The organism is Rhodococcus sp. WY5 (genome assembly GCF_018588185.1).
Taxonomy (GTDB): domain Bacteria; phylum Actinomycetota; class Actinomycetes; order Mycobacteriales; family Mycobacteriaceae; genus Rhodococcus_F; species Rhodococcus_F qingshengii.
The window spans coordinates 2,697,644-2,722,061 of record NZ_JAAMPR010000001.1; the positions used below are offsets into that span (position 1 = coordinate 2,697,644).

The 24,418-nt window shown below is 62.1% G+C and carries 27 protein-coding genes; 10 read left to right on the forward strand and 17 right to left on the reverse strand.

Annotation, left to right across the window (positions count from 1 at the left end; translation table 11 throughout):
• Window positions 1-2: 2 nt before the first annotated feature.
• The 6 genes from G4D79_RS12645 to G4D79_RS12670 all read right to left on the reverse strand — a co-directional run bounded on the left by G4D79_RS12645 (window position 3) and on the right by G4D79_RS12670 (window position 5,640).
• Window positions 3-1,043, reverse strand: a complete 1,041-nt coding sequence (locus tag G4D79_RS12645; protein WP_007733419.1) for a hypothetical protein — start codon at window positions 1,041-1,043, stop codon at window positions 3-5.
• The gene (locus G4D79_RS12650) at window positions 1,040-2,527 is read right to left on the reverse strand and encodes a carboxyl transferase domain-containing protein (protein ID WP_003940141.1); all 1,488 of its coding nucleotides are present in this window, start codon (window positions 2,525-2,527) and stop codon (window positions 1,040-1,042) included. Before G4D79_RS12650 ends, G4D79_RS12645 begins: the two co-directional genes overlap by 4 nt.
• A 94-nt stretch (window positions 2,528-2,621) precedes the next feature.
• On the reverse strand, window positions 2,622-3,815 hold the full coding sequence (locus G4D79_RS12655) for an ABC transporter permease (RefSeq protein ID WP_007733417.1): 1,194 nt from the start codon (window positions 3,813-3,815) through the stop codon (window positions 2,622-2,624).
• Window positions 3,812-4,708, reverse strand: a complete 897-nt coding sequence (locus G4D79_RS12660) for an ABC transporter ATP-binding protein (protein ID WP_003939757.1) — start codon at window positions 4,706-4,708, stop codon at window positions 3,812-3,814. The genes G4D79_RS12655 and G4D79_RS12660 overlap by 4 nt, the downstream gene beginning before the upstream one ends.
• Window positions 4,709-4,751: 43 nt before the next feature.
• Window positions 4,752-5,297, reverse strand: a complete 546-nt coding sequence (locus G4D79_RS12665) for a hypothetical protein (protein ID WP_003939943.1) — start codon at window positions 5,295-5,297, stop codon at window positions 4,752-4,754.
• On the reverse strand, window positions 5,290-5,640 hold the full coding sequence (locus G4D79_RS12670) for a helix-turn-helix transcriptional regulator (RefSeq protein WP_042952669.1): 351 nt from the start codon (window positions 5,638-5,640) through the stop codon (window positions 5,290-5,292). Before G4D79_RS12670 ends, G4D79_RS12665 begins: the two co-directional genes overlap by 8 nt.
• A 106-nt stretch (window positions 5,641-5,746) precedes the next feature.
• Between G4D79_RS12670 and G4D79_RS12675 the strand changes: the two genes are divergently transcribed.
• The 3 genes from G4D79_RS12675 (at window position 5,747) to G4D79_RS12685 (ending at window position 7,230) form a co-directional block, all read left to right on the forward strand.
• Window positions 5,747-6,166: a hypothetical protein gene (locus tag G4D79_RS12675; RefSeq protein WP_007733415.1), complete on the forward strand. Its 420-nt coding sequence runs from the start codon at window positions 5,747-5,749 to the stop codon at window positions 6,164-6,166.
• A 74-nt stretch (window positions 6,167-6,240) separates the two neighbouring features.
• A complete protein-coding gene (locus tag G4D79_RS12680; protein WP_021332241.1) occupies window positions 6,241-6,654 on the forward strand; it encodes a VOC family protein in 414 nt (137 codons plus the stop codon).
• Window positions 6,655-7,230 (forward strand): TetR/AcrR family transcriptional regulator, encoded by a 576-nt coding sequence (locus G4D79_RS12685; RefSeq protein WP_054827331.1) that lies wholly within the window; start codon window positions 6,655-6,657, stop codon window positions 7,228-7,230.
• 12 nt (window positions 7,231-7,242) lie between these two features.
• Here G4D79_RS12685 and G4D79_RS12690 read toward each other — a convergent pair whose 3' ends face one another.
• The 3 genes from G4D79_RS12690 to G4D79_RS12700 all read right to left on the reverse strand — a co-directional run bounded on the left by G4D79_RS12690 (window position 7,243) and on the right by G4D79_RS12700 (window position 10,522).
• Window positions 7,243-8,082: an aldo/keto reductase gene (locus G4D79_RS12690; protein ID WP_099698665.1), complete on the reverse strand. Its 840-nt coding sequence runs from the start codon at window positions 8,080-8,082 to the stop codon at window positions 7,243-7,245.
• Window positions 8,083-8,227: 145 nt separating this feature from the next.
• Window positions 8,228-9,859, reverse strand: coding sequence for an ABC-F family ATP-binding cassette domain-containing protein (locus tag G4D79_RS12695; protein WP_030535395.1), 1,632 nt, complete (start codon window positions 9,857-9,859; stop codon window positions 8,228-8,230).
• Window positions 9,860-9,925: 66 nt separating this feature from the next.
• Window positions 9,926-10,522 carry a class I SAM-dependent methyltransferase gene (locus tag G4D79_RS12700; RefSeq protein WP_099698666.1) on the reverse strand — a complete coding sequence of 199 codons (597 nt, stop codon included), beginning with the start codon at window positions 10,520-10,522 and terminating at the stop codon, window positions 9,926-9,928.
• 130 nt (window positions 10,523-10,652) lie between these two features.
• On the opposite strand from G4D79_RS12700, the gene G4D79_RS12705 reads away from it, so the two are divergent.
• A complete protein-coding gene (locus G4D79_RS12705) occupies window positions 10,653-11,501 on the forward strand; it encodes an aldo/keto reductase (RefSeq protein ID WP_037128502.1) in 849 nt (282 codons plus the stop codon).
• A 64-nt stretch (window positions 11,502-11,565) separates the two neighbouring features.
• On the opposite strand, the gene G4D79_RS12710 is transcribed toward G4D79_RS12705, so the two are convergent.
• Window positions 11,566-12,717 (reverse strand): NADH:flavin oxidoreductase, encoded by a 1,152-nt coding sequence (locus tag G4D79_RS12710; protein ID WP_007733403.1) that lies wholly within the window; start codon window positions 12,715-12,717, stop codon window positions 11,566-11,568.
• Window positions 12,718-12,919: 202 nt separating this feature from the next.
• On the opposite strand from G4D79_RS12710, the gene ctaD reads away from it, so the two are divergent.
• From ctaD to G4D79_RS12725, 3 genes are read left to right on the forward strand one after another with little or no spacing between them, the layout of a single operon-like run.
• Complete coding sequence (gene ctaD, locus G4D79_RS12715; protein ID WP_020970441.1) at window positions 12,920-14,674, forward strand: cytochrome c oxidase subunit I; 1,755 nt, start codon at window positions 12,920-12,922, stop codon at window positions 14,672-14,674.
• 45 nt (window positions 14,675-14,719) lie between these two features.
• Window positions 14,720-15,193: a MarR family winged helix-turn-helix transcriptional regulator gene (locus G4D79_RS12720; RefSeq protein ID WP_003939892.1), complete on the forward strand. Its 474-nt coding sequence runs from the start codon at window positions 14,720-14,722 to the stop codon at window positions 15,191-15,193.
• Between the two features lie 34 nt (window positions 15,194-15,227).
• Window positions 15,228-15,668 carry a DUF5313 family protein gene (locus tag G4D79_RS12725; RefSeq protein ID WP_223304421.1) on the forward strand — a complete coding sequence of 147 codons (441 nt, stop codon included), beginning with the start codon at window positions 15,228-15,230 and terminating at the stop codon, window positions 15,666-15,668.
• A gap of 9 nt (window positions 15,669-15,677) precedes the next feature.
• On the opposite strand, the gene G4D79_RS12730 is transcribed toward G4D79_RS12725, so the two are convergent.
• Window positions 15,678-16,706, reverse strand: a complete 1,029-nt coding sequence (locus G4D79_RS12730; RefSeq protein WP_099698294.1) for an NAD(P)/FAD-dependent oxidoreductase — start codon at window positions 16,704-16,706, stop codon at window positions 15,678-15,680.
• Between the two features lie 33 nt (window positions 16,707-16,739).
• On the opposite strand from G4D79_RS12730, the gene G4D79_RS12735 reads away from it, so the two are divergent.
• Together G4D79_RS12735 and G4D79_RS12740 are read left to right on the forward strand one after the other, a co-directional pair.
• Window positions 16,740-17,366 carry a helix-turn-helix domain-containing protein gene (locus G4D79_RS12735; protein ID WP_081377535.1) on the forward strand — a complete coding sequence of 209 codons (627 nt, stop codon included), beginning with the start codon at window positions 16,740-16,742 and terminating at the stop codon, window positions 17,364-17,366.
• Between the two features lie 56 nt (window positions 17,367-17,422).
• Window positions 17,423-17,881: a GNAT family N-acetyltransferase gene (locus G4D79_RS12740; protein WP_042451126.1), complete on the forward strand. Its 459-nt coding sequence runs from the start codon at window positions 17,423-17,425 to the stop codon at window positions 17,879-17,881.
• 12 nt (window positions 17,882-17,893) lie between these two features.
• On the opposite strand, the gene G4D79_RS12745 is transcribed toward G4D79_RS12740, so the two are convergent.
• The 6 genes from G4D79_RS12745 to G4D79_RS12770 all read right to left on the reverse strand — a co-directional run bounded on the left by G4D79_RS12745 (window position 17,894) and on the right by G4D79_RS12770 (window position 23,527).
• Window positions 17,894-18,331 (reverse strand): adenylyl-sulfate kinase, encoded by a 438-nt coding sequence (locus tag G4D79_RS12745; RefSeq protein WP_235867904.1) that lies wholly within the window; start codon window positions 18,329-18,331, stop codon window positions 17,894-17,896.
• Window positions 18,332-18,484: 153 nt separating this feature from the next.
• Window positions 18,485-19,279: an MHYT domain-containing protein gene (locus G4D79_RS12750; RefSeq protein WP_003939865.1), complete on the reverse strand. Its 795-nt coding sequence runs from the start codon at window positions 19,277-19,279 to the stop codon at window positions 18,485-18,487.
• 40 nt (window positions 19,280-19,319) lie between these two features.
• Entirely contained in the window at window positions 19,320-19,907 is a 588-nt protein-coding gene (locus G4D79_RS12755) for an ATP/GTP-binding protein (protein WP_003940118.1), read from the reverse strand.
• Entirely contained in the window at window positions 19,888-20,262 is a 375-nt protein-coding gene (locus G4D79_RS12760; protein ID WP_007727785.1) for a DUF742 domain-containing protein, read from the reverse strand. Before G4D79_RS12760 ends, G4D79_RS12755 begins: the two co-directional genes overlap by 20 nt.
• 5 nt (window positions 20,263-20,267) lie before the next feature.
• Complete coding sequence (locus tag G4D79_RS12765; RefSeq protein WP_003940329.1) at window positions 20,268-20,684, reverse strand: roadblock/LC7 domain-containing protein; 417 nt, start codon at window positions 20,682-20,684, stop codon at window positions 20,268-20,270.
• The gene (locus G4D79_RS12770) at window positions 20,681-23,527 is read right to left on the reverse strand and encodes an ATP-binding protein (RefSeq protein ID WP_235867902.1); all 2,847 of its coding nucleotides are present in this window, start codon (window positions 23,525-23,527) and stop codon (window positions 20,681-20,683) included. The genes G4D79_RS12765 and G4D79_RS12770 overlap by 4 nt, the downstream gene beginning before the upstream one ends.
• Before the next feature lie 378 nt (window positions 23,528-23,905).
• Here G4D79_RS12770 and G4D79_RS12775 point away from each other — a divergent pair, with 378 nt between their 5' ends.
• Window positions 23,906-24,415, forward strand: a complete 510-nt coding sequence (locus G4D79_RS12775) for a hypothetical protein (protein ID WP_030534948.1) — start codon at window positions 23,906-23,908, stop codon at window positions 24,413-24,415.
• Window positions 24,416-24,418 lie beyond the last annotated feature (3 nt).

Sequence of the window (24,418 nt, forward strand, 5' to 3'; positions counted from 1 at the left end):
GATTACTGCGGTAGAGCTGCGGCGGACTCTTCGCTACGAATCGCGATGCGAAGAGTCGCGAGCATGAACAGCGACACTGCGAAACCGAAAAGCGCGCCGAACTGGTCCTGCGTGAACAGATAAACCTGCGTCACCAGGAGACTCACGATGAGGGATGCACGCAGGAGCCTTAATGCTCGCAGGTACGGACCGCGGAAGAGGAACCACACTCCCAGAACCACAAGAACTCCGGTTGCGACGGTGGAGATCTGGACCACCAGGTCGGAGACGTCGTCGGCCTCGACGACGTTCTCGGAAACCAACGCGTAGATCACCTGGACAATCGCCAGAAGAGCCTGCAGTACGAACAGGGTCAGTACCAGTCGGCGGACGACCCGGTGCCGGAGCAGTTCCTCGGCACGGTGGAAGAACGCGTTGCGGCCACGAGTGATCTTCGATTCGATACCGCCGGTCGGCGGAGTCTGTGAATGCAGGCCGGCTTTGATCGAATCGACGAGGTCGGTGAGGCTGCGGTCTTCGACGCCGTCGAGTACGCGGAGGGCGTGGTTGTACTGAATCTCGTCGAGCTGACCGAGAGCGAGGTCCGAGAGCGCTCGCGCCCCGATGGCGAGCCGATGACGATCATTCATTCCGCGCCGAATCACCACCTCGCGCGCGGCAAGATAGAAGAGAACGAAGACGACGTACATGATCGCGATGGCAGGCTGGTAGAAGTAATCGACGTCGGCGGTGACGAATTTTCCGACCTCGTCAATGAAGAGACCGAACCCGATTCCGCCGACGAGCGTGGCCAGGTCACGCGTGCGAGAGCCTTCGGTGATGGCGGTCGCCACGATGGCTACGGCCATCAGCAATCCGCCCCAGAGAACGTGTGCGATGTGGAGGGCGCCGCCCCCGATCTGGGGATAGCCCGTTGCCGCCAGATAAGCGCGGGTGATCAGCACGGTGGCGATGCCCGCGAACAGGAACAATTCGAAACGAGCGAGTGCCGCGCGGTCGTAACTGTGCGGCAGCGTCAGCGCATTCCGGTCCTTCGTCGTCATTGCGGAACTCCCAGGTTTCGATAGCGCGCGATACGGGAGGACTGGCGATCGGTGTCCGACTCTTCGGCAAGCACGAAGAGTTCGTGCGCTATCGCAGCCCCTACCCTCTTGGAGAATTCCACGGGTTCGTCGGCCGCGTCAGGCGTTTCGGGAATGATCGCGTCGATCACGCCGTCTCGAAGCAGATCCAACGAACGAATGCCCTGCGCTGCCGCCATCTCCGGTGCGTGACTGATGTCGCGATGGACGATCGCGCTTGCGCCTTCCGGCGGCAGGGGAGCGAGCCACCCGTTCTGTGCCGCGAGTACCCGATCGGCGGGCAGCAGCGCGAGCGCCCCGCCGCCTGTTCCCTGGCCGAGCAACACCGACACTGTCGGGGTCTTCAGCGTCACGAGGTCGGCGATGCAACGGGCGATCTCAGGGGCCAGTCCACGTTCTTCAGCTTCTTTGGACAGCGACGCGCCCAAAGTGTCGATCACGAGGACAAGCGGGAGTTGTAGTTCTTCGGCAAGTTTCATGCCCCGTCGCGCTTCCCTGAGCGCGGCCGGTCCCATCGTGGTGAGCGCGGATTGGCCACTGCGGTCTTGGCCGAGCAGGATGCACGGAAAGCCTCGGAAGCGGGCGAGCGAGAGCAAGATCGTCTTGTCGGTTTCACCCTGCCCGGTGCCGCTGAGCGGTACCTGTTCAGTTGCGGCATGGCGGAGCAACTGCCGGATGCCGGGTCGATCGGCCCGGCGCGAGAGCATCACCGACTGCCAGGCGGGAACATCGGGAATCTCGGGTGAGGGAATCGGGTCCGTGGCCGCCGGGGCCGGGGGATCGGTGAGCACGCACAACGCTCGGTTGACCAGCAGACGGAGGCGGTCGACGGGGACGACGCCGTCGATCACGCCGTTGCGATACAAGTTTTCGGACGTCTGGATACCGTCGGGAAACTTTTCGCCGTACAGCGATTCGTAGACACGGGGTCCGAGGAATCCCACCAGAGCACCGGGTTCCGCGACGGTGATGTGGCCGAGGGATCCCCACGAGGCAAAGACCCCGCCGGTGGTGGGATTGCGCAGGTAAACCAGGTAGGGCAGGTGTGCCGCTTTGTGAACAGCCACTGCCGCAGCGATCTTCACCATCTGAACGAAGGCGACGGTGCCCTCCTGCATCCGCGTTCCGCCGGAGGTGGGCGAGGCGAGCAGCGGGAGTTGTTCTGCCGTAGCACGTTCGACGGCGGTCACGATCCGCTCGGCCGCGGCGACTCCGATGGAACCGGCGAGAAAGCTGAATTCACAGGCAATTACCGCGACCCGACGGCCCCGAACCGTACCCACACCGGTGACGACGGACTCGTCAACTCCGCTCTTCTCGCGGGCCTTCGCCAGGTCTTCCGCGTATTTCGCGCCAGGTCCGACGTCGACGGGCGGGGAGTCCCAGGAGACGAAGCTCTCGGGATCGAGTACCGCAGTGAGTAGTTCTTCGGCCGAGATTCGCACAACGTCCTCCAAGTAAGCAGCACCCCGTCCAGGATGAACCTACCTGGACGGGGTGCTGCCGGGATCGTGTGGCGTCAGTTGTGTGCCGGATAAATCAGCGTCCGAACGCCTCTTTCCACGAAACGACCTTGCCGATGCGAAGGATGGAGCGCTGGTAGATCTTTGCCGCGATCATCGACAGCGCAGCGGTCACCACCAGCATCAGCAGAATCGTTCCCACGATCTGGAACGGAGAAGCAACACCGGCGGAAATGCGCAGGGGCATGAGGATTGCCGAGAACGGCGGAATCCAACTCAACACGTTGCTCAGGGTTCCTTCTGGATTGCTCACCGAAACGAAAGCCACGCTGACCATTGCCATGACGAGCAGCGCGAGAGGCATCGCGGTGGCGTTGACGTCCTCCTGTCGCGAGACCATGGACCCGGCGGCGGCGTACAGCACGGCGAAGAAGAGGAAGCCGAGAATGAACCACCCGAGAGTGCCGAACAGAACGCCGATTGCGGTGCCCGTCACGGTCAGGACGCCCGTCGCCAGTCCGGTGGCGACGCCCGCGACGGCATAGGCAGCCATCTGCATCAGGCCGACAGCACCGATTCCGAGAACCTTGCCCCACAACAACTGCAGTGGACGGAGAGTGGAGAGCAGCAACTCGACGACACGGCTGGACTTCTCCTCGACGACGCCCATCGCCACGTACGTTCCGAACAACAGGATCTGCATGTACAGGAGCACCACAGCAGCGATCGACATCGCTATACGTTGGCCCTGTTCGGGATCCGGGGGATCGATGGCATCGATGGTGACCACTGCGGTGGACGTGGCTTCGGCGAGCTGAGCCGGGTCGATCCCCGCAGCGGACAGCGCATTCGATTGTGCCTGCTGTGCAACGGAACTCTCGATGACGGCCCGCAGATTCGTGGCTACTTCCTTCTTGGTCACGACAGTGACGCCGCCGCCCGATCCAGCGATCACGGCCACGTCGAGGTCGCCGTCCTTGACTTGATCACGCGCGGTGCCGTCGTCGGAAACCTCCGTTACCGTCACGGGATTTCCGAGGGTGTCGCCGATGGACACCATCGTGGCACTGAGTGATTGGTTGCCGACCAAGCCGATCTTCGACTTGTCCTCGTCGCCGCCGGAGAAGAGCGAGAAGGCGATGATGCCGCCGATGATCGCGACCAGAATGATGACGTTGCTGATCACAAAACTCTTCTTCGAGATCTGCGTCATGAATTCGCGTCGGGCGACCAACCCGATGGCTCGACCTCCGCTCAACTGGTTGCTCATGCGGCTACTACCTCTCGGAACAGATCGGTCAGTGACGGACGTCGTAGCGTGAACTCGTGCACCGGTCCGGTTTTCAACGCTGCATGCAGGATCTGCTGATCGTCGGCGGTTCCGTCGACGCTCAGGAGCGTTCGGCCGTCGAGGTGGCTCAGTGTGGTGACACCGATCAGATGGTGTGCCCAACCGACCGGCGCGTCAGGGGCGAAGACTTCGATTCGGCCGTCGCCCTTGCCTCGTAGTTCGTCGACGGTTCCGATCTCCCGCATGCTGCCGCGGCTGATGATGCCCACGCGATCGCACAAGCGCTCCACCAGATCCAGCTGATGGCTGGAGAAGATTACGGGAACACCGGTGCGAGCCTTCTCGACCAACACGTCACTCATGACATCGACCGCTACGGGGTCAAGGCCCGAAAACGGTTCGTCCAGAACGAGTACCGATGGGTCGTGAACCAGCGCCGCCGCGAGCTGCACACGTTGCTGATTACCGAGGGACAGGGAATCGACGGTGTCCTTGACGCGTTCGGCGATGCCCAGACGTTCGGTCCACCGCTCGGTGGCCGCGTGCGCGTCGGCCTTCGAGAGTCCGTGTAGCTCGGCCAGATAGGAAAGTTGCGCTCCCACCTTCATCTTGGGGTAGAGGCCGCGTTCCTCCGGCATGTATCCGATAGTGCGACGCACGTCGAGGTCGACGGGTTTGCCGCCGAGGCGAACTTCTCCCGAATCTGCTCCGAGCACACCCAGCGCAATGCGCATCGTGGTCGTCTTGCCGGCGCCGTTGCTGCCGACGAATCCGAAGATCTCGCCTGGGCGCACTTCGAAACTCAGGTTGTCGAGTGCGACGACGTCGCCGTAGCGTTTCGAGATGCCGTCGATCGTGAGGGTGGCTGACATGGGTCCTTCCCATCGGTCGAGTGGTGCGCTTCGGTAATACGGGTCAGAGATCGAACTCTTCCGAATCAATCGGATCCGGGTCTGGATTGGTCCACGAGAGAATCATCGCGGGCGTGCACGCGCCGATCAGCATTGCAGTCAGTGCCAATAAACCTCCCGTGTAAGGCAGCCTCTCTACATTCCACTGCACCGACGAGGTGAAAATGAGGAAAATGGCGACAATGAAGACCAACGTTTGGGTCACGCTGAGCCCGACGGAGCGAGCGTCGTTGCGTTGCTGGATCTCCCATTCGTCCAACGCCTGCCGCGGAGCATCCCCTTGCCGGCCCGACACGATTTGAAGTGAGGACCACGTCGGCAGGAACAGCAGGGTGAGGACCGGCCATGCCACGGCGAAGAGCGGATTGAACAGGCATGCTGTGCTGACGGCAACCATCGTGGTGAACAGGACCGCCAGGGCGACGACGAGTACGCGCCGACGTCGACGGGTTCGCCAATTCGGGAGCCAATGTCGGAACGTCTCCTCGTTCTGCAGGAACCGCCGAGTGCGGTGGGCCTGGTAGCGGTCGATCAGATTTGATTCAGGCACTTGGCTTTTCACTCCCCTCGGTAGTGCGGTCAGATCGGTAGACCTCCGTCGACGGTGCATTCCGGTAGACCTCCGTCGACGGTGCATTCCGGTAGACCTCCGTCGACAGCGGCCCGAACTCCGTCCGGGAGAACACCGCCTCCACCGGGAGGTCGAACACCCAGCAGATTCGGAATGCAAGATCCAGGCTGGGGTAGTGGTCACCGCGTTCGAGTGCCCCCACCGTCTGCGGATTCACGTCGACGAGTTGCGCAAGCTGTGCCCGGCTCATCTTCCGCTCGGCGCGAAGCACTCCGATGCGATTGAAGATGGGGAGCGCGTCTCCCCGCCGGACTGGGCTCATGCATCAAAGTGTTGTAAAAACCCAACAGTTTGTCAACACGAACCGCGATTGTTCCGCTTCTGGGGCGTGCCGGCGGATAAGGTTCGGGCAACGGAAGGGGCTTGGCATGGTGGTCGAACAGTTGGTGCTCGAAGAGTCCGGCCTGGTCGTGCAGGTGCGCGAGGATGGTAGCTACTGCGTGGGACCGCAAGGGCGCGAAGCGGTCTGGCGCGATCCGATGGAGAAGGGTGCAGTCATCGGTATCGGGCAGCACACTCCGGGGGATGTGGAAGGCGAATCGTGGTGGGTCGTGTACGGCCAGTCGGACATCGGGGCGGACGTCACCGTTCGACTCGAGGACGGGTCGCACGTGCCGGTTTCGCGCCTCGGTGAGATCTTCGCCAGTGAATGGGTGAGTACCCCGCAGCAGGCGTTGCTGTACCGGTCCGATCGCCCGGTGGAGTCGCAGCCCACTAAACTGTCTGTGCTGTTCGCCAGGCCGAAGTTCATGCCCAAGGCGGCGTTTCCGGAGAATGATCGCTTGTAGTTGCAGCGAGCTGCCGTCGGGAGGCTGGCAGCCATCTTCTCGAAACATTACGGTACGTACTGTACTGTTTTGAAATGACAACTTGGCCGAACGACCTCGCAGTAGTGCAAGTGCGCGTAGCGCGACCCACCGACAGGCTCGACGACGTGATTGCGTTCTATCGCGACTGTCTGGGATTGCCAGAGCTCTACCGGTTCTCCGGTCATGCCGGGTACGACGGAATCATGCTGGGTCTGCCGGATTCGAACTATCACCTCGAATTCACGACCCACGAAGACGGAAGCCCGTGCCCGGCGCCGACGCAGGACAACCTGTTGGTGCTCTACTTCGCCGGCGAGTCGGCGATGTACGAGGTAGTTCAGAGGTTGGGGGAAGCAGGGCACGAACCCGTCGGCGCCGAGAATCCGTACTGGGAGGAGAATGCGGGGATGACTTTCGAAGATCCCGACGGCTGGCGTCTGGTGCTCATGCCGCGGCCGGTGCTGTAGATGGTGCGCGCCCGCGACGAGCGGATCGACGACGCCGTTCTGGCGGCAACCCTGGAGTTGTTGGGGGAGAATGGATATGCGGAGCTGTCGATCGGTTCGGTGGCGACGAGAGCGGGCGTGCATCGACCCGCCATCTACCGGAGATGGCCGTCGAAGCGGCATCTGGTGGTCGACGTTGTCGTGGCGCACATCGGTACTGATCCAACGCCGGACACCGGCGATCTCAGGGCAGACCTGATCGCCGGCATCACGACATTGGTTGTGGGACTGAGTGAAACGGTAGTCGGTCGGATCCTGCCCGCGTTGGTCGCGGATCTGGCGGCGGACCCGGAATTGGCGCGGGATTTCCAGTCGGCATTCTTTCAGCCTCGACGCGATTCCACTGCGGCAGTGCTGGAATCGGCGCGGCTACGCGGCGACATTCGGAGCGACTTCGACCTGGACTTCGTCCTGGACGCGCTGGCGTCGCCGATCTATTACCGAGCGTTGTTCCGTCACTTACCGCTGGACGCGCTCCTGGCCGAGCAGTCCGTCGATTCTGTGCTGCTGACGTTGACTCCCCACGAAAATTCTTGAAGCCGTTTCGATTCAGTTCAATTCGACTGGATCGGGTCCGACACGGCTGTCGGTGTTCAGCGCTGCGATGGCCGCTGACTCGTCGGTATCGAGTGCGAAGTCGAAGATTGCGGCGTTGTCGCGCATACGGGCAGGCGTGACCGACTTCGACAGAACGGTGTGGCCCTGTTCGAGATGCCAACGCAGAATGATCTGTGCAGGGCTCTTGCCGTGTGCTGCAGCAATTTTCCCGATGGCCGGGTCGTCGAGGATAGTTCCCTGTCCCAATGGGCTCCAAGCCTCGATTTCGATGCTGCGACTCTGGGCGTACTCCCGAGAAGTGTGCTGTTGCAGTCTGGGGTGCAATTCGATCTGGTTGACGGCCGGGGTGGTCGCGCTGTGCTGGGCCAGCAGTTCGAGGTGCTCGGGCAGGAAGTTGGACACGCCGATCGCACGGGTGCGGCCGGAGGCGAGAATTTGCTCGAATGCCGCCCAGGTCTCGACGAACAGGCCCTTTGCCGGCGCGGGCCAGTGAATCAGATAGAGGTCGACGTAGTCGAGTCCGAGCTTGTCGAGGCTGGTGTCGAAAGCGGCGAGTGTTCGGTCGTGGCCCTGATCGTCATTCCACAGCTTGGTGGTGACGAACAGCTCTGACCTAGGGATATCCGAACCTGCGATGGCGCGGCCGACTCCGGCTTCATTTCCGTAGATCGCGGCCGTGTCGATGTGGCGGTAGCCGATCTCCAGAGCGGTGGCAGTGACCTCTTCGGTCTGCGCGTCCGGTACCTGGAAAACGCCGTACCCGAGTTGCGGGATGGTGATCGGCTCGCCGGTGGTTCCGTGAGTCAGTGTGCGGTCGGGGATCGACAACATTGAAGAGTGCCTTTCGGGACTGGGATGTGGCAGCTCGACGGGGAATCATGTCATCCGCGGGCCACCTATGCCGCGCATGCAACTATTGCGTGCGCCTGATAAATAGTTGCACACGCGGGTTGTCTGCGCAAGCAGAGTCGATCGGCTACTCCTCGAAGAGCTGTCCGTTCTCCATTCGCCACCGGCGCGTGCTTCGGGTGGACTGCAGCATGCGTCGATCGTGAGTGACCAGAAGGAGGGTTCCCTCGAACGACTCCATTGCCTGCTCGAGCTGTTCGATCGCCGGAAGGTCGAGATGGTTCGTCGGCTCGTCCAGTACCAGTAGGTTCACGCCGCGAGCCTGGAGCAAAGCAAGTGCAGCCCTTGTTCTCTCGCCGGGGGACAGGGAAGCGGCAGATCTGAGTACGTGGTGTCCGCGCAGGCCGAACTTGGCGAGGAGAGTGCGGACATCGGCATCGGGCCAGTCCGGAACCTGCGCACCGAAGGCCTCCACGACTGGTTGATCACCTTCGAACAATCCACGCGCCTGATCGATCTCACCGATCGCGACACCGGAACCCAGCGACGCGATGCCCTCGTCCGGGACGAGTTTGCCGAGCAGGACGTTGAGGAGGGTGGTCTTGCCTGCCCCGTTCGCGCCCGTGACGAGAATTCGATCGCCCCAGTCGATCTGCGTCGTGACCGGACCGAACGTGAACTGACCGCGAGTTACCTTGGCGCCGTTCGTGGTTGCGACAACGGAACCGGACCGCGGCGCCGCCGCGATCTCCATGCGAAGTTCCCACTCCTTGCGCGGTTCCTCGACGACTTCGAGTCGCTCGATGCGGCGTTGAGTCTGGCGGGCCTTCGCGGCTTGCTTCTCCGTCGACTCGGTCCGCAATCCGCGTCCGATCTTGTCGTTGTCCTTGGCTTTACGACGCGCGTTGCGGACGCCGTGTTCCATCCAGTTGCGCTGCATCTGTGCGCGATCTTCGAGATCGGAGCGGGTGCCTGCGTATTCCTCGAACGCCTCGCGTGCGTGCTGGCGGGCGATCTCGCGTTCGGCGAGGTACGACTCGTAGCCGCCGTCGTACACGGCGATGTCCTGTTGTGCCAGATCGAGTTCCACGATTCCGGTGACGGTGCGCGAGAGGAACTCGCGATCGTGGCTCACGACAACCAGTGCTGCGCGCGTCTCGGCGACAAATCGCTCCAACTGCTCGAGACCGCGTAGGTCGAGATCGTTGGTGGGCTCGTCCAACAAGAGAATGTCGTAGCGCGAAAGCAACAGTGACGCGAGGCCGGCGCGCGCGGCCTGACCGCCGGACAATGCCGTCATATGTGCATCGAGTGGAACTCCGAGACCGAGTTCTTCGACCACCTTCTCGGCGCGCTCGAGCAGGTCGGCGCCGCCGAGAGCGAGCCAGCGTTCCAGTGCCGGGGAGTACAGATCCTCTTCGGCTTCGGCCAGGGTTTCGGCTGCGGCGTTCATGACTTCCTCGGCGTGGGCGACGCCGGTGCGGCGGCCGAGGAACTCGAGGACGGTCTCACCCTCGATGCGATCGGGTTCCTGCGCGAGGTAACCGACCGCAGCATCCGGCGGGCTGAGGATGATCGAACCCTCGACGTCGGCGGTTCCGATTCCGGCCAGTGCGGTGAGAAGCGTCGACTTGCCGGCGCCGTTCGCGCCGACGAGGCCGATGACGTCGCCGGGGGCAACGGTGAGGTCGAGGTCGGAGAACAGGGTGCGTTCTCCCCGGGAAGCAGAGAGGCCGCTGATGCGCAGTGTTGCAGTCACCTGAGAAGTATCCCCGGTGCTGTGCGCCTTTATTAACCGCGGGCGGTTAATAAAGGCGCACAGCAGTCAGCCACGGACCAGGTGATACCAGCACGGATGTGCCGCACGGACCGGAAGTGGCGATTCACTCACGTCCGCGGCCATGCTCGAGGCCATCGACCAACCGTCGAATGCTCGCATGACGTCCTCCTCCGAGATGCCGTGTGGCATCGGCCAACGGTGCCCCGGTCCGAATGCGAACATCACCATGGACGCCCCGGGTGCGGTGATCGCGTTTACGGATCTCCCGTAGTCCCGTCGTTGATGATCGGTGAGCCCGTGAAAACAGCCGATGTCGAGCACCAGCATGTGCCCGCCGTCGACAGCAATGTGCAGGTCTGCCGCGTCCTCGTGGAGGAACCGGACGTCGACGTGTGCTTCACGCGCGTGTATGCGCGCTTTGTCCAGCGGTTCCTGTTCGGCGTCGACGCCGGTGACGTGCCACCCGCGTTGCGCCAGCTCGATGGAATGGCGTCCGGTGCCGCAACCGATATCGAGTGCACGGCCACCTTCCGGGACGGAAATCGCATCCAGAAGGCCGGACAGTTGAGCGTCGAACCCGTGCCCGGTGTGCTCCCACGGAGTGACACCGACCTTGTAGGCGAGACGATATGAAAGATTCATCGCTCTCTCTTTTCTCGAGGCGATTCCAATACTTGTCTTCCAAGGTAGACCGGCATTTCGGGCGGTACAAGGGCACTGCCCGGAGGTTCGGCGGGGAATGCCTCCCGGCCCTCGCGCGTTGGATCCATATATGACCGAGACCAACGATGTGACCTCTGTACCGACCATTGTTCTGAACGACGGTAAGACGATCCCCGCACTCGGATTCGGTGTGTTCCAGGTTCCGGACGACGAGACGCAGGAGGCCGTCTCCACAGCCCTGAAGACCGGCTACCGCAGTATCGACACCGCCAAGATCTACGGCAACGAGGTGGGCGTCGGCCGCGCGATCGCCGAATCCGGCATCGCCCGCGAAGACCTCTACATCACGACAAAACTGTGGAACGACGACCAAGGCTACGACTCGACGCTTGCGGCATTCGACGCCAGCCTCGACAAGTTGGGTCTCGAGTACCTCGACCTGTACCTGATCCACTGGCCGGTTCCGTCCAAGGACCTGTACGTCGAGACGTTCAAGGCATTCCAGAAGCTCAAGGCCGACGGACGGGTTCGATCCATCGGTGTCTCCAACTTCACCATCGAGAACCTCGAGCGTGTCATCGGTGAAACCGGTGAGGTGCCGGTCCTCAACCAGATCGAGCTTCACCCCAAGTTCAACCAAGCCGAACTGCGCGCCTTCCACACCGGCAAGGGAATCGCGACGGAAGCGTGGAGCCCGCTCGGACAGGGAACCGTTCTCGGCGACCCCGTCATCACCGCTATCGCCGACGCTCATGGCGTCACCGCGGCTCAGGTGATTATTCGCTGGCACCTGCAGATCGGAAACGTGGTGATTCCGAAGTCGGTGACCCCCGAACGTATCGCCGCCAACTTCGATGTCTTCGGATTCGAACTGACACCGGAACAGATCAACGCGATCGGTGCTCTCGACGACCCGGCCGGCCGCATCGGCCCCGACCCGGTCACGCTCGGCAGCTAGTACTTCCGGCAGACCCACAAACGGCACTCCCACAATTGCGGGAGTGCCGTTTTGTCGTGCGAGGTCAGTTCAGGTGTGTGCGATGTTCTGCGGTGAATGCGATGTGCTCGTCCGCGCGTCCGGTGCGGAGCTTCTCGACCCACTCGGGATCGGCGAGCAGCGCGCGCCCGATGGCAACCATGTCGAATTCACCCCTCTCGTACTGAGCTTCGAGACGCTCCAGTCCGGTGACAGCAGATGCAGCTTCGCCGGTGAATGCCGTCGTGAACACGGAATCGAGTCCGACCGAACCGACGGTGATGGTCGGCAACCCGGTCAGCTTCTTCGTCCAACCGGCGAGGCCGAGTGTGCCGTCTTCACCGTCGAGTTCAGCGAATGCCGGTTCCCAATGACGCCTCGTGGACGGATGCAGAACGTCGACGCCGGCGTCGACCAGGGGAGTGAGGATGCGGCCGAGTTCTGCCGGGCTCTGGGCGATACGAGCGTCGTAATGGCCGGACTTCCACTGCGAGAATCGGTAGACGATCGCAAACTCGTCCCCGACGGCCTCTCGGATTGCGGCGACGACCTCGGCCGGGAAACGGGTGCGGGCCTCGAGTGATCCGCCGTATCCGTCGGTTCGGACATTGGTTCCCGCCCAGAGAAATTCGTCGAGCAGGTAGCCATGTGCTCCGTGCAACTCGAGACCGTCGAAGCCGGTGTTCTTCGCGTTGAGTGCGGCGTCGACCCACGACTGCTTCAAGTCGTCGAGGTCAGAGGTGGTGAATTCTCGTCCCAGGCGGGTGCCGTCCAGTGCCAGGCCGGAGGGGCTGACGGTTTCGACCTCGGGGTTCAGGCGCGAGTTCTCGCCGCGTTCGACTCCGAGGTGCCACAGCTGAGGAATGATCGATCCGCCTTCGGCGTGGACGGCGTCGACAACCGACTTCCAGCCACCCAGGCTCGAATCGCCGTAGATGCGCGGTACGCGGGTGTGCGGGCCGGCTGCCGGGTCCGGGATGTACGTGCCTTCGGTGATGATCAAGCCGACACCACCTGCTGCGCGACGACGGTAGTACTCGGCTACGTCGGCGCCGGGGATTCCGTCCGGCGAGAAGGCGCGCGTCATCGGGGCCATGGCGAAACGGTTACGCAACGAGAGTGATTTGACCTCGAAAGGCTCGAAGAGGCCGCGCAACGCGGAGGCCTCGGGTGCTGTCGATGTGTCGGGAAGAGTCACGGGTTTGTTCAACGCGGCGGACCCTCGACCTATTCCGCCGCCTGACTTTATCTCACCGAAATCTGCAAAAGGTTGCGTACGTTCGGTTTTCGATAGATGCTCACGTCGACCACACTTAGTTTGTGCATTAACTATTAACATGCGATATGGTCGTGCGGAAAGTTCTTGAGGCGGTATCGAGCACGAAAGAGGACGCGCGAGCATGACGACAACGGTGCCGGACGAGCGGACCGGAGAGTTGGAGCCGATTCCGGAGCGGCCGTACCCGAAGCGCCGTGATCCCAAGGGGTCGTGGATGTTCGACATGATCAAGACCACCGATCACAAGAAGATCGGGATCATGTACATGATCACGGCTTTCGTGTTCTTCCTGATCGGCGGCCTGATGGCCCTGTTCATGCGTGCGGAACTGGCTGTCCCCGGGATGCAGTTCCTCTCGAACGAGCAGTTCAACCAGTTGTTCACCATGCACGGCACGATCATGTTGCTGCTGTATGCGACGCCCGTCGTTTTCGGCTTCGCGAACTACATACTTCCGCTGCAGATCGGTGCCCCGGACGTGGCGTTCCCGCGTCTGAACGCATTCGGTTTCTGGCTCTTCACTTTTGGTGGTCTCATCGTTCTCGGCGGATTCCTCACGCCGGGCGGCGCTGCCGACTTCGGTTGGACCGCGTACACCCCGTTGTCGGGCGCGGTGCACAGTCCCGGCGTCGGCGCCGACCTGTGGGTCTTCGGTCTGACGGTCGGTGGCCTCGGCACCATTCTCGGTGCGGTCAACATGATCACCACCGTGATCTGCCTGCGCGCACCAGGTATGACGATGTTTCGGATGTCCATCTTCACGTGGAACATCTTCATCACCAGCATTCTGATCTTGATGGCGTTCCCGCTCTTGACCGCTGCGTTCATGGGTCTGTTCGTCGACCGTCATCTCGGTGGGCACATCTTCGACCCGGCGTCGGGTGGAGTTCTGTTGTGGCAGCACCTGTTCTGGTTCTTCGGTCACCCCGAGGTGTACATCATCGCGCTGCCGTTCTTCGGCATCGTCTCGGAGATCTTCCCGGTCTTCAGCCGTAAGCCGATCTTCGGGTACACCGGATTGGTCTATGCGACACTGGCGATTTCAGCTCTGTCGATCGCGGTGTGGGCTCACCACATGTACGCGACGGGTGCTGTTCTCCTGCCGTACTTCTCGTTCATGACGTTCCTGATCGCCGTGCCGACAGGTGTGAAGATCTTCAACTGGATCGGCACGATGTGGAAGGGGCAGTTGACCTTCGAGTCGCCGATGCTGTTCTCGGTCGGCTTCTTGATCACCTTCCTCTTCGGTGGTCTGTCGGGTGTCATTCTCGCGAGCCCGCCGATCGACTTCCATGTCACCGACACGTATTTTGTCGTCGCCCACTTCCATTACGTGGTCTTCGGTACGGTCGTGTTCGCCACGTACGCCGGTATCTACTTCTGGTTCCCGAAGATGACCGGTCGCATGATGGACGAGCGTCTCGGCAAGTGGCACTTCTGGACCACGTTCGTCGGTTTCCACGGCACGTTCCTCGTTCAGCACTGGCTCGGCGGCGAGGGGATGCCGCGTCGCTATGCCGACTACCTGCCCTCGGACGGGTTCACGGTGCTGAACTCGGTGTCCACGATCTTTGCCTTCGTGCTCGGTGCCTCGACGCTTCCGTTCATCTGGAACGTTTTCAAGAGCTACCGCTACGGCGAAGTTGTCACCGTCGACGATCCGTGGGGTTACGGAAACTCGCTGGAGTGGGCAACCACCTGCCCGCCGCCGCGTCACAACTTCACCGAGTTGCCGCGCATCCGCAGTGAGCGTCCGGCGTTCGAGCTGCACTACCCGCACATGGTGGAGCGAATGAGGGCGGAAGCGCACGTGGGTCTCACCGGGCAACCCACGTCGACGTTGGAGAAGAGTGACGATCATCGCCAGATTGATTAGTGCAATAATAGTTGCTGCACTAATTAATCTGATAACATCGGATTCATGACGACGAAGGCTCCGCAGACGCAGATGGATGATCCGCTGGCTCTCGACCGGCAGGTGTGCTTTGCACTTGCGGTCGCGAACCGGGCGGTGCTGTCCGTCTACCGGCCACTGCTCGAGCCGATGGGCCTCACGCATCCCCAGTACCTGGTGATGCTGGCACTGTGGGGAAAGTCGCCGATGGCGGTCAAGGAAATCGGGCAGGCACTGCAACTCGATTCGCCGACGCTGTCGCCGCTCCTCAAGCGACTCGAGGCGTCCGGGCTGATCACGCGAACCCGTAGCCGCGCCGACGAACGGCAACTGGACGTGGACCTCACCGAAGCCGGTGTGGCACTGCGCGCGGAGGCGGAGAAGATCCCGCCGGCGGTTGTCGCGAAGCTCGGCGTCAGCCTCGCCGAACTCGAAGAACTCCACAACGTTCTGACGCGGGTCAACGAGGCCGCGCTCCGCGCCGGAGCCTTGGACCAATGAGAGAAATGTGATGACTGCATCCGAAAGAAACGTGATGACTGCGTCAGTACCGTCGATGCGTACCGAACAGGTGACTTCCGTGACTTCCAAAAAGCAACGTACGAGCCCGAATCCTCTTCAGTGGTTGGGTTATTCAGTGGGGCGCAAGCTGCCCGATTCGATGCAGGACTGGGTACGAAACGACCTGATCGGTGACTGGGCCGTGCCGCGTCACCTGATCCGAAGCATGGTGCCGTTCATTCCAGTGTTCGCGGCTTTCATGCTCTTCCCCGGACCGTGGGCCCTGCGGGCATCGATGGTGCTGCTCGGAGTGCTTCTGGCACTGTTCTATTCGGTCTCCTACATGGCTCAGAACAGGTCGCGTCGCCTCGAGCGTCACGGTTTGCCTTCCGACCTCGAGAACCCGAAGAAGATCTCGCGCCACGACGCCGAGAAGGCCGCCTACGAGAAGTTGCACGGCGGCCCCGCGACGTAGACACCTCGGTCACAAGCCGTGGAGGGCGCTGCCGCCGTTCAACTCGCAGACGCGTTGCTCCACGGTCGCCGAGAAGCCCCCTTCCGGCTCGGTCGAACGAAGAGCCGATTCGACATCTTGCTCGACCAGATATCCGTTGATCGCGATTGCCGCGGTCGAACCTGCCGCCGCAGCATTGATTACCTGGGCGCGAGGGTCGACGACGTTGCCGGCGCCCCAGATACCAGGAACACTGGTGGCGCCGGAACGATCGACAGCCACGAATCCCGTGGGGCTGGTTTTGCAGCCGAGTCGCGTCAGATGTGCGTCGTTCGGAACGAAACGCGGCGCAACGAACAGTGCTGAGCGCGCAACAAGTTGGCCGTTGTCGAGTTCGACGGCTTTCAGTTTGCTTTTCTCGCAGACCAATCCAGATACCGATCCGTCGGCAACCGTCACTCCTCGGGCAGCCAGTCGCGCGCGTTCGTCGGGGGTGAGTGAGATCTTGTCGGGGAAGAACGTCACATCCGACGACCACTGTCGGAGTAGAAACGCCTGGTGAAGTGACATCTCGCGAGCGTCGCCGCCGAGAACGCCGATCGGTTGGTCGCTGATCTCGTACGCATGGCAGTACGGGCAATGGAGCACGCTTTGTCCCCAAAGCTCCTGGATGCCTGGTATTTCCGGGAGTGAATCCCGTAGACCGGTGGCAACCAGCACAGTACGAGTTTCGAGCGTCGTGCCTCCTGAAAGTTCGACGACAAAGCCGGGTTCGATACCGCGCCAGGAGATGTCGACTACGTCATCTTGTGTCAATTCCACTCCGTACGTCTGCAATTCGCTGCGTACGACGGCGAGCAACTCACGTGGCGCCATGCCGTCGCGCGAGAGGAAGCCGTGCATGTGTGCTGCCGGTGCGTTGCGCGGTTTGCCGGAATCGATGACGGCGACCGAGCGCCGAGCACGACCCAACACCAGGGCTGCGCTGAGTCCGGCGGCGCCACCGCCGACGATCACGGCGTCGAGGATCTCAGTTTCAGTGTGTGTTCGCATGAGCACAGATTGCTCGCGGAGGAGGTTCATCAGCAACTAATGTTGCCATTTCTGGGAATCGCCGTCAGACTCGGCACCATGAATGTCAACGGTCCGCACATCGATGCCGCCATCTCGCAGATCGGCGCGCGCCTCAAACGCATTCGTACACAGAGGAACGTCACACTCACAGCGCTGTCCGAGTCCACCGGTATTTCGAAGAGCACCCTGTCGAGGCTCGAAGCGGGGGAGCGTCGCCCGAGCTTGGAGTTGCTGCTTCCGATCGCGCTTGCCCACCAAGTGCCGTTGGACCAACTGGTGGCGGCACCGCAGGTCGCCGATCCACGCATCCAGAGTGCGCCTCGAAGCGTCAGTGGGCGAACGGTATTGCCGCTGACTCGGCAACCGGGTGGGTTGCAGGCATTCAAGATGACCATCCCGGCAAGCCAGACGGAACCGGATCCCCAAGTGCACGACGGCTACGAATGGCTGTACGTGCTGTCGGGGAGGTTGCGGTTGGTGTTGGCCGATCACGACATCGTGATGGGTACGGGTGAAGCTGCTGAATTCGACACCCGAAACCCGCATTGGTTCGGCAGTGACGGGCGCGGCCCGGTCGAGGTACTGAGTCTGTTCGGCCCCCAAGGAGAACGCATCCACGTTCGGGCCAGGCCTTCGGCGAAGTGAAGGACAGTCATACTTTCATTCGGTACTGCCGGAAGCGAAGAGGACAGTGAGGATCTGTGCGAATCGAAATTGACGACCTGAGTCGGGATGCGGTCCGTGCTCTACTCACCGAACATCTCGCCGACATGCACGCGACCTCGCCCGCGGACAGCGTTCACGCGCTGGACGTCACGGGGCTGATGGATAGCTCTGTGACCATGTGGACGCTGTGGAGCGAAGGTGACGAGTTACTCGGTTGCGTCGCACTCAAGGAACGGTCGTCGGCCGGCGGCGAGATCAAGTCGATGCGAACGTCATCGGCAGCAAGGGGGCGTGGCGTGGGAACGCGACTTCTTCAACACGTCGTGGACGAGTCGAGACAACGAGGTTACCGGCAACTCGAATTGGAGACCGGTACGCAAGAGTTCTTCGATCCAGCTCGCCGGTTGTACGCGAAATTCGGGTTCGTGCCTTGTCCACCGTTCGGGAACTACCGCGAAGACCCGAACAGCGCATTCTTCGTTCTCACCTTGTGAGCAGCTCGCACGCTACAGCATCTTTGCTGTGATGCGTCGTACTGCACTGTCGGAGTCCATGATTGCGGTGTCGAGCACCAGCCGTTCCGTAGTCCACGGCTCGTAGTCTCGATCCAGAATTTCCTGCCACGTCGGTAGTACGAGATCCGGGATGTCGACGACTCGCCGTTCAGCGCGTCTGCGATGCTCGTCGGGATCCGAACAGATGACCTCGACACCGAGCAGGCGCGCCGAATTATGTTGTGCGGTAGCGGACCAGGCGTCTCGTGTCGCCTCGACGGGGTTGACGCATTCGACCACGACCGAAAGTCCCAGTCGCAATTGTTCGGCGGCGAGCGCGTACCCGGTGATGTATCCGGCGGTCCCGGACGCGTCAGCGATACCGCTGCGTATCAGCGCCTGTTCGATGGTATCGATCCCGCACGAAGGGGATTTGGTGACGCTGCGCAAGCGCCCGCGCGATCGTCGACTTGCCGGTGGCCGGCAAACCACCGATCACGACGAGCGTTGCGCGGGTCGATGGCTGGGGGTTGTGTCCGGCATCCACCATCCCCGAAATGTACGGGGCGTTGTCGATTTACGTGAACTCGCCCCGTACTCTGCTCAGTTCGAGATCGCGAACTCTCGTGCTTCGAACGCCAGATCGTCGGCGGCGGATTCCATTCGTGCCGTCGCGCGGTTGGGTGCTGTCAGCACTGCGACAATCGGAACTGCCAACGCCAGCAGGCCGAGAACGAAGACAGGGAAGAGGAATGAGAACACTTCGAGTCCCTGTGGCGCCGGGGCTGCCGCGTCGTGAACAACCTCGACAGCGGCCATTCCGGTGTAGTGCATACCGACGACAGCGATGCCCATGATGATTCCGGCGACAAAACGCAGAATCGTGGACTCGAGCACCATGGTGAACCACAGTGCAGCGGTTCCGGCGACGACTGCGATGAGAACCGACAGTGCAACGAAGAGCAGGTCGTAGTGGATCTCGCCCTGAAAGCGCAAGGCGCGCATACCCGTGTAATGCATGATGTTCACGGCGAGACCGGTTACCACGCCCCCGATCAGAAGCCGCGTCCAGCGAAATTCGGTCCCGATGATCAGCAGGCCGACAAACACGGCCCCTACTGAGATGATCGCGGAGATCACGGTCCATCCGAGGTTGTATCGAATGGGACTGCCGGGGACCGCGAAGCCGAGCATGGCGATGAAATGCATGAGCCAGATGGCGACGCCACCGATCGACAAGGCAGCCATGGCGAGCCATCGCATGCGTGTGGCGGTTGTCGTCGCCGACGCTGAATGCCTGGTGCACGCCAGGCCGACTACCGACCCGACCACGGACACGACGTAGGCGAGTCCGAGCAGCCAGATTCCCATCGAGAAATGGTGCATTTCATCCGACATGCCAGTTCCTTTCGGCGACGATTCGCATCTGGTGATTCATCTAGACGACTGCTTCAGCTGCAAGTCGTTCGAGGGAGTATTCGGTGACGGCGATCAGCGCGCGTTTGGCTGATTCGCGGTTTCGGGCGTCGATCTCGATCATGGGAACCCGGTTGGGTAGAGCCAACGCCTGGCGGAGATCGCTCGCCGAATGGATTGGTGCGCCGTCGAAACGGTTGACCGCCACGATGAACGGGAGGCCTCGCGCCTCGAAGAAGTCGACTGCGGCGAAGCTGTCTTCCAGGCGACGCGTGTCGACCAGAATGACCGCACCGATCGCACCGGTGATCAGGTCGTCCCACATGAACCAGAAGCGGCGCTGTCCCGGGGTTCCGAACAGATAGAGGACCAGGTCGTCGGCGAGAGTGATGCGCCCGAAGTCCATCGCGACCGTCGTGGTGCTCTTGTCGGGAGTGGATCCGAGATTGTCGATACCGTCGCTGGCGTCGGTGACCATGGCCTCCGTGCGAAGGGGGACGATTTCGGAGACGGTCCCCACAAGTGTTGTCTTACCAACACCGAAACCCCCGGCGATCACGATTTTTGTCGATTTCACGCGAGACGATGAGTCAGAGTGCCCGAAGTCCACTGAGGGTCCTTTCGATCAGTTCGCGTCGCTCGACTCGAGATGCGTCGCTTCGCAGAGTGGCATGTATTTCCAGTGATCCGGCTACTACGAGGTCGGCGACCAGTACCCGCACGACTCCGATCGGAACACCCAGGTGGGCAGCGATCTCGGCAACCGAGATCCGCTGCTCGCAGAGTGCGACGATCGATGCACGAATATCCTGCGGTGCAAGATTGTTCGAGACCGCGTCTTCGATCGTCGCGATGATCGCTTCGAGTGGGAGGTCGATGGACGGCAGGGTCCGACCTTCGGTGAGCGCGTACGGCCGGACCAAGCTCGGTTCGGCGTCGTCGTACTCGGATTGATGGTGAGGCATCGAACTCAAATACCCTGCGATGTTCTCGGGGCAATGTCCATGGTGGTGCCGACGCGATCGACGAGAGTCGCCATTTCGTAACCGATCTGGCCGATGTCGCATCCGGCGACAGCGAGAGCGGCAAGGTAAGCGCCACTACCGACGCCCATGAGAAGCAGGTAGCCGTTCTCCATCTCGACGACGGACTGCATGACGGCTCCACCGTCGAAGAGGCGTGACGCCCCCGCGGACAGGCTGGCGAGTCCGGAAGTGACAGCGGCTAATTGATCGGCCCGATCGAGCGGAAGATGTGTGCTCGAGGCCGTCAACAACCCGTCGGCTGAGACGATGATCGCGTGACTCACACCCGGCACGTCTCGGGCAAAAGCCGATACCAGCCAGTCGAGTGCGCGGGGAGTCTCTTGGGCTCCGACAGTGTTCACTGTTCTCCTTCATCGTTGTGCAACATCGTGGACGATTCGAAAGACTGTCCGCCATCGGGCTGATGGTCGGCAGCGCGCCGACGCCCTCGTTGTACTCCGGATTGGTAACTGCTCCAACCACGTTGGACGTCCGCCGGATTGGATGCATGGCGCTGTGTCGTTCCACCTCTCCCGACTGCGCCGGGAACCAGGCGGGCTCCGCGGTCTCGAATGGGAAGTCCGGAATCGGCGATCTTGGTGACCGGCATCTCGAACGAGGTCCGAGCGGCCAGCCAGCCTTGATCCGCGTCGGTGGTCCACGCACTGCCGGTGGAAGCAGCTGACGTCTCCGCCGTCGGGTCCACGAGCCACTCGGACACCATCCGGGCGAAAATCGGCATCGTGGTCGGGGCAGCGAGTACGCCGTTCGAGTTGCCGTCTCCCGCGCCGTCAGCGCGCGCCGATGCGCGAGCAGAGAGCCCGTCACGGGTGCGCGAGGAGAAGAACGCCGCAGTGTTTGTCGGCGTCGGGGCTGAGAGCCGGTGCCGTGGCGGCGGGGTTGTCGACGGGTGTGGACCCACCGGGATCTCGGGACCCTGTGCCGGCGAGGTGAATTCCGGCGAAGGAGTACGCACGGGAAGGGACGTCGATGCGCTTGTGCCTTCGGGATCGGGCAGAGGAGCGAAGGACGACACGGAGGTGGCGGGTGCAGCAGTGGTCGGAGTCGAGGTACTGACCGCCGGTACTCCACTTGTGCCCGGAGTGCGACGTGGCAACCCCGAAGGCGCTGTTGTCGTGGGAATGGATTGCGGTGTGATCGGGGCGAACGTCTCAGTCCGGTCGGTGCTGTTGCTGGGCGTTCGACGCGGGAGATCTGCGAAACTTCTGGTCGCAGGCTGCGGGGGTGCCAATTCGGTCGGGACGGGCTGTGACCAGGACGGTTCAGACGGTGCGGGCGGCGGAGTCCGATCGAGCGTGGGCACGGGTCCGGTTCGCGGCGTGCGGATCTCGGGTCCCCGAGAAGAATCGAGTATCGACGTCGGTAGGAGCACCGTTGCGGTGATGCCGCTGTGCGTCGACGACGTTGCCGTCGGGCGCAGGCGCACAGAGATGTTGTAGCGACGACTGATTCGGCTCACGACGAACAAACCCATGCGACGCGCTGTATCCGCGCTCATCTCGCCGCCGGCGGCGAGGCGCTCGTTGGCATCGAGGATATCGGCAGGCGACATGCCGATACCGAGATCTGCGATCTCGACGATCATGGAGCCGTCGATGGTGCGGGCAGCGTTGATGGAGACGGTGGTCTCCGGCGGGGAGTACCGCAGAGAATTGTCGAGCAGTTCAGCGATGAGGTGAACGACGTCCGGGGCAGCATGACCGGTGACGACTCCGGGCGGTATCTGCCCGAGTTCGACGCGTCGATATTCCTCGACGCCTGATACCGCCGCACGAAGGATATCGCCGAGAGCGACGGGGGCGGTTCTGGCGCGGCGTACATCGGTTCCGGCGAGAACCAACAAGTTGTCGCCGTTTCTACGCATTCTCGCGGCGATGTGGTCGAGCCGGAACAGATTCTCGAGGCGACGAGGGTCGTCTTCGTCCTGCTCCAACTGTTCGATCAAACCGAGTTGCTGGTCGACGAGGGACTTGTTACGCCTCGACAGCGTTTCGAACATGTCGTTGACCTGGCGCCGCAGGGTGGCCTGCTCGCCGGCCAGCGTGATGGCCTGACCGTGCATGTCGTCCACCGCGCGTGCAAGCTCGCCGATTTCCTCGTGGGTGCGGATCGGTACACGGGCGAAGTCGACGTCGTCGATACTGGCACCTGCGCGAATTCGTTCGATCGCGTCGGGGAGTCCGCGTCGTGCTGCTTGCAATGCGGCAAATCGCAGCCGACGGATCGGATCGATGAGCGATCGGCTGATGACGAGGGCGATGGCCAGTGCCAGCAGGACCGCGCCGAGCACGATTGCAGTGTCACGAAGTGCTGCGGTTCGTGCTGCATTGGATTCAGCGGTGACGGTATCGCCGAACTCGGTGACGGTGGTGTCGGTCAGGCTGTTGTACTGGTCGTTTCCGGATTTCAGATCGGTACCGACGCGGCTCCCCAGAGGAGAGGTCGACGGGGTTGATCCGAGTGCGTTGATCCGGTTCTGAGCGGAGTTGCTGAGGGTCCGGACGGTGTCGTTGCTCCCGTCGATGGCGAGAATGTTGTTCAGAGCGACCAGTTCGGCACCGGCGGCACTGACCATCGAGGTACGAGCCTGCTGGTCCGGATCACCTGAGCCGAAGAGGATTCGTTGTTCGGCCAGTGCTCGTCGCGCATCCCAGAGTGCTGAGAGTCGGCCACCCTCTTCGCGCAGCGCCGGACGCTGAGAATGCTCGACGACGCTGGTGAAGGTGCTCGAGAGTGCGCGAGAGACTTCGCCGACCCGCGAAACCAAGCGTGCGGGAGCCACCGCGCCGGCGGCGACCTCCTCCATGATGGAACGGCTCTCTGCGAGCGCCGAAGTCACTTGGTCGTTGAGGTCGTCGTCGGACTGGAACGCGCGCGCGGCGTCGACCAGTTGATCCATTGCGTCCGAAACCGCTTGTGTGGCGGGGCCGGTGTCAGTGCGTGCCGATGCGGCTTCGGCGAGCTCGTACAGCGCGGATTCGAGATTGATCGCGGCGGGCACAGCGAGGGCGCGCTCGGACGAGGAACTCAGCTGTGCGGCTTCTTCGAGTTCCGTCTGAACGCGAAGGGCTCCGAGGACGACGGCGACGATCATCGGCAATGCGAGAACGGCGATGACCTTCCATCCCAGGCGCCATTCGCCGATCGACCACCAAGAGGTTGTCGTGTGTGAATCGTGTTTCATGCGGAACATGGCCCCTTCACGTCAACCCCCCGTGGGTCATTGCCCGAACCCCTTCGATCCGGTTTGACCAGAAGGGGTAGTTAGCTGAACGGTAACAGACTGTTCGCTGGCTCGCTACATCCCAGTTGGCTTCTTGGATCGCCGATGACTATATCCGGATTGTAAGGCCAGGTGAAAGGGTAAACGGACAAGTGCGGCGAATGGGATAGCCGGAAAGTCAAATTTGGTAGCTCGGCGAGCGGTGTTGCCCGGGAATTCGTGGAACTCACGGCAAGCATCTGGCTCGTGTCCCGACATCGAGGACACGTCCGAACGAGGCGCACACGCATGTCAGAATGTGGAAACCGCACCGATGACCGAATTGAACTTGGAGCCATAGTGAGTGGAACTGCTCGCGACGCGTTGCGCGCGATCGCCGAACTGCTCGCCCCTGACAGCGCTGTTGTCATCGATCGTGTGACTCTCGCGATCGACCAACCGGAACGGTATGTCGAAGTGCAGAACGAGTTGTACTCACAGACGCTCGAGAAGCCACACCCGGAAATGGCGTGGTTTGCTCTCGTCGACGCATTGCACGAACAAGAACGCCTGGTCTGGGTGGACTGGAACGAGGATGCTGCCGAGGTTCTGGGTCAGCTGCGAGTGCTCACGTCGGCGCCGGCGGGATCGTGGGAGTGGGCGGACAGTCTTGTCGTGGCCTTCGATCGAGCTGCTGGACTCGAATCGCTTCTCGCCCGTATCGGCGACAACATCACCGATACGGGCGTTTCACTTGCCTGGCTCGACAGTGACAGCGATACGTTTCTCCTCGCGCTCGTCCCGAGTGTTCACGGTGCAACGCTCGTCGAACTCGCGCTGGCAACCGGGCACTGCGTGCGCGTGTTCTAGAGT

Coding starts and splice junctions, on each gene's coding strand:
- G4D79_RS12760 (WP_007727785.1), bottom strand. CDS start 20,262: ATGCCTCACCATCAATCCGAGTACGACGACGCCGAACCGAGCTTGGTC.
- G4D79_RS12645 (WP_007733419.1), bottom strand. CDS start 1,043: ATGACGACGAAGGACCGGAATGCGCTGACGCTGCCGCACAGTTACGAC.
- G4D79_RS12750 (WP_003939865.1), bottom strand. CDS start 19,279: ATGTCGGATGAAATGCACCATTTCTCGATGGGAATCTGGCTGCTCGGA.
- G4D79_RS12670 (WP_042952669.1), bottom strand. CDS start 5,640: ATGAGCCCAGTCCGGCGGGGAGACGCGCTCCCCATCTTCAATCGCATC.
- G4D79_RS12705 (WP_037128502.1), top strand. CDS start 10,653: ATGACCGAGACCAACGATGTGACCTCTGTACCGACCATTGTTCTGAAC.
- G4D79_RS12725 (WP_223304421.1), top strand. CDS start 15,228: ATGACTGCGTCAGTACCGTCGATGCGTACCGAACAGGTGACTTCCGTG.
- G4D79_RS12690 (WP_099698665.1), bottom strand. CDS start 8,082: ATGTTGTCGATCCCCGACCGCACACTGACTCACGGAACCACCGGCGAG.
- G4D79_RS12685 (WP_054827331.1), top strand. CDS start 6,655: ATGGTGCGCGCCCGCGACGAGCGGATCGACGACGCCGTTCTGGCGGCA.
- G4D79_RS12655 (WP_007733417.1), bottom strand. CDS start 3,815: ATGAGCAACCAGTTGAGCGGAGGTCGAGCCATCGGGTTGGTCGCCCGA.
- G4D79_RS12680 (WP_021332241.1), top strand. CDS start 6,241: ATGACAACTTGGCCGAACGACCTCGCAGTAGTGCAAGTGCGCGTAGCG.
- G4D79_RS12770 (WP_235867902.1), bottom strand. CDS start 23,527: ATGAAACACGATTCACACACGACAACCTCTTGGTGGTCGATCGGCGAA.
- G4D79_RS12735 (WP_081377535.1), top strand. CDS start 16,740: ATGTTGCCATTTCTGGGAATCGCCGTCAGACTCGGCACCATGAATGTC.
- G4D79_RS12660 (WP_003939757.1), bottom strand. CDS start 4,708: ATGTCAGCCACCCTCACGATCGACGGCATCTCGAAACGCTACGGCGAC.
- ctaD (WP_020970441.1), top strand. CDS start 12,920: ATGACGACAACGGTGCCGGACGAGCGGACCGGAGAGTTGGAGCCGATT.
- G4D79_RS12675 (WP_007733415.1), top strand. CDS start 5,747: ATGGTGGTCGAACAGTTGGTGCTCGAAGAGTCCGGCCTGGTCGTGCAG.
- G4D79_RS12720 (WP_003939892.1), top strand. CDS start 14,720: ATGACGACGAAGGCTCCGCAGACGCAGATGGATGATCCGCTGGCTCTC.
- G4D79_RS12700 (WP_099698666.1), bottom strand. CDS start 10,522: ATGAATCTTTCATATCGTCTCGCCTACAAGGTCGGTGTCACTCCGTGG.